This is a genomic window from uncultured Megasphaera sp., from assembly GCF_958350005.1.
Taxonomy (GTDB): Bacteria; Bacillota; Negativicutes; order Veillonellales; family Megasphaeraceae; genus Megasphaera.
In genome coordinates this window covers 1-3,555 of the sequence record NZ_CATWFF010000201.1, presented here as the reverse complement: position 1 = coordinate 3,555, position 3,555 = coordinate 1, and the positions used below count along the sequence as shown (strand labels likewise).

4 protein-coding genes are annotated in these 3,555 nt (G+C 42.6%); all 4 read right to left on the bottom strand.

What is annotated here, in order from left to right:
* Window positions 1-8: 8 nt before the first annotated feature.
* Window positions 9-788, bottom strand: a complete 780-nt coding sequence (locus Q3886_RS09470) for an ABC transporter ATP-binding protein (RefSeq protein WP_301861197.1) — start codon at window positions 786-788, stop codon at window positions 9-11.
* Window positions 782-1,765 carry an ABC transporter permease gene (locus tag Q3886_RS09465; protein WP_301861196.1) on the bottom strand — a complete coding sequence of 328 codons (984 nt, stop codon included), beginning with the start codon at window positions 1,763-1,765 and terminating at the stop codon, window positions 782-784. Before Q3886_RS09465 ends, Q3886_RS09470 begins: the two co-directional genes overlap by 7 nt.
* 100 nt (window positions 1,766-1,865) lie before the next feature.
* Window positions 1,866-2,459 (bottom strand): DUF1847 domain-containing protein, encoded by a 594-nt coding sequence (locus tag Q3886_RS09460; protein WP_301861195.1) that lies wholly within the window; start codon window positions 2,457-2,459, stop codon window positions 1,866-1,868.
* Between the two features lie 16 nt (window positions 2,460-2,475).
* Window positions 2,476-3,555, bottom strand: a 1,080-nt coding sequence (locus Q3886_RS09455) for a mandelate racemase/muconate lactonizing enzyme family protein (protein WP_301861194.1), incomplete at its 5' end; no start/stop codon positions are given.

Here is a 3,555-nt window from a genome sequence, read left to right as displayed (position 1 = left end):
ATATAACATTATAAGTAATATTCCGGCTCTGGCACTGTCCCGCCATAATGCAGAAGCCTCAGTACTTCTGAACTATAGTGGAAAAAGTTTTCAGCACTTCGATCGCGAGGACGGGGCAAATCAACATGAACTAACTTGACAATCCTGCCGGGACGAGCAGTCATCACGACAATCGTATCGGATAAATATACAGCTTCATCCACGTCATGAGTCACCATGACCATGGTCATGTGTTCTTCTTTCCAGATACGCAGTATCTCATCCTGAATGTTCATCCGCGTAAATGCATCCAATGCGCCCAGCGGTTCGTCCAGCAGCAATACTTTGGGATTTCCAACCAATGCCCGCGCCAACGATGCCCGTTGGCACATGCCGCCAGATAACTGATGAGGGTAGTACGATTCAAATCCATGTAATCCCACTAAATGCAAAATGTCAGCTACTTTTTGCTTGTTTTTTTTATATAACTTTCTGGCTCGCAGGCCAAAGGCAATATTATCATAAATGGTCAGCCAGGGAAATAAATTGTGTTCCTGAAACATAAACCCACGATCATCGCCTGGGGAGCTTATTTGCTTATCGTCCAATACAATACGCCCCTTATCGGGATGAGACAGTCCGGATATAAGCCGCAGCAGCGTAGATTTCCCGCAGCCAGAAGGACCGATAATGGATACAAATGAGCCTGGATGAATCGTTAAGGACACATCCGATAATGCCTGCACCGTTTCATTCGATGCATTGACAAAATTTTTATCTACTGCCTGTATCTGGATCCCTCCTACCATTTTATTACCCCCTTCTGCCATACTAAGATATAATTTCTGAATTTAAATAATCCCGTAAGAATAAGACAAAAACTGGCGGCTATCAAAATCAGGCCGGCATATACATTGGAATAGGCCATCATTTCCTTTTGCCAGTTAATATACCATCCCAACCCATATTTGGCGCCCAACATTTCCGCCGTTACCAGCGTAATAAAGGAAGCACAAGTACCGTTAAACAATCCCTGGAAAATACTGGGCATAGCTGCAGGAACGCCAATCTTAAAAATCTGATACCACCGTCCTGCGCCCAGCGTGGAAGCCACTTCAAAATAGGAATTCTTAATATTGGCAATGCCACTGTTTGTAAGGACCGTTGTCGGGAACCATACGGCCAGGGCAATCAGAAATACACTTCCCGAAACAACGGAAGGAAAGGCAACCAGTACCAGCGGAATCCATGCCGTTGACGGAATTGGACCGATAGTACGAATAAACGGCCATATCCAATAATCAGCAGCCTTACTGAATCCAAGCATAATTCCAGTAGAAATTCCTACAAGTGCTCCCAAAAACCAGCCCATAAATAATAGTCGATACGAATAGACAACACACGTTGCCAAGTAAGCCGCATCATTGACCAATACCGATAATACCCGGTCGATAGCCGGAAAGTACAGAACTGGAAGTATGGCATATTTGGCAGTTACTATATTTAGAACATTTAAAAATAATGTGACGCCTGCATAAAACGGAGCGATATAATTAGCTGTAGCATACCATTGGGCATATCTTAATTTTCCCACTATGATCATTCCCACATAGCCCAACAAGGTAATACCCAAAAGATAGGTAAAATAAGGATGCGCTACTGTTTTTTGCTCGATCGCTCTCGGCAGGATCTGGTCTATGGCAATGGCCAGTCCAACAGACACTATAGGTAAAACTAATTGTATTGAAAATCGCTTAAAAAAAGGCTCGCTCTTTTCTTGTGTCATACTGTCACCCCTCGCTATATATCTATGGATTGTATGAACTGGTTCCGTCAGGAATCTCAATACCTCTGAAACTCCTGACGGTTCCGGTCATCCTGTATAATCAGTCATTGATCCCCAATTTTCCCTTCCAATAACTGGAATATACGGCTGCAATCGGATTATGTGCCAATACTCTGTCTTTGGCAATCAGATTGGTTACCGGCCCATTGCAGGCTTTATTGAATAATGAGTCGTGGCCGACACATAGTCCTGCTGAGATAAATAGTTCACAATGCTGTTCATTTAAAAATTGTGCCTGACTTTTCGGATTACACATGCTCTCTACAGCACTTTCCGGATGAACTTTTTTCAAGTGCAGTACATCTTTGGATATGCCACAATTCTTACAGCAAATAGAATATACGGTAAAAAACTTGGAAAAATACTTGGCAATCAATTCCGCTTCCTTACTGATGCCAATGCAAAACGCTAATCCCAGTGTCTTATACCCCATCTTTTGAGCAAACGCAGCGGTTTCCTGAATACGGGTGTATTGCATGTAATACGTCGCTTCCACATAAGCAGCGGCCTCCATGATCTTTTTCTCTTCTTCCGTATACAATCCCAAAATTTTTTCCTGATCCACGGCTTTGCAGCTGATCCCCTTTACAGCACAAACATGGCCGCAATTACAATTTGCGCAATCTCCAATCATCGTATTTCCCCCTTTTCTATTGAACAACTACATAATCAGATTGTTTATATACTTCTTCCGTAATATCTTGACCGATTCCCGGTAATTCCGGCACTGTATAGGAACCATGAACAGGTTGATAATTATATTTGCACAATTCCTGATATTCCGGCAACAACACTTTTTGATGATGCTCATGAATGCAGAAATTAGGAATGCTGGCTTCAGCATGAAGTGCTGCTGCTTCAGCAATTCCTGTTCCAGCAACATGGGCCTGTACAGATACCTCATAAGTATGAGCCATATCAGCAATCTTCTTGAATTCGGAGAAACCGCCGCAAGATCCTAAATCAGGTTGAATAACATCAATAGAGCGATTTTGGAAATAAGGCAAATATCCCCAGCGCGAATAGATTCGTTCTCCTGATGCAATGGGTATATCAATCTTTTCCTTAGCAACCTGCAGTAATGATGGATTGAGAGGCGTATTGATTTCTTCATAGAAGAAAATATTATACGGCTCAATCGCTTTAGCAAACTGAATGGCACTTACTAAATCCGTATGTCCGTGATTTTCAATGATAATATCTACGTCCGGACCAACTGCTTCTCGTATAGCAGCCACACGCGAAGCTCCTAGAGCAATAATAGAGTGAGGCAAGGGGCCTTCTAAATGTTCCTGCACATTTCCCTGTGCATCAAATGCCAATACATCAATCTTAATGGCATCGTATCCATCATTTACAGCGATTTTAGCTTCTTTTGCATATTCTGAAACTGTTGCTTTAGCTTCTCTTACAGGTCCCCATCCAAACTGGAGTTGCGACGCATATGCTCGAAGTTTGGAATTAACCTTTCCACCCAATAACTGATATACCGGAACCTGCAGCACTTTGCCTTTAATATCCCATAATGCAATATCCAATGCAGAAATCGCTGTAAAAATAATGGTTCCTCCACCTTGTCCCCAAAAGGTTTTTTTCAAGAATTTTTCCCATATTTTTTCTGTATTGAATGGATCTTCACCAATAATAAGACGGGAAAAATCCTTGATAGCGCCTACGGCGCCGCTGCCACCACTGCCGTAAGCCATACCGGCTTCTCCCAGGCCATAAAT

Bases quoted from the DNA above. Each gene is read 5' to 3' on its own strand.
- Q3886_RS09465 (WP_301861196.1), bottom strand. From the start codon at position 1,765: ATGACACAAGAAAAGAGCGAGCCTTTTTTTAAGCGATTTTCAATACAA.
- Q3886_RS09470 (WP_301861197.1), bottom strand. From the start codon at position 788: ATGGTAGGAGGGATCCAGATACAGGCAGTAGATAAAAATTTTGTCAAT.
- Q3886_RS09460 (WP_301861195.1), bottom strand. From the start codon at position 2,459: ATGATTGGAGATTGCGCAAATTGTAATTGCGGCCATGTTTGTGCTGTA.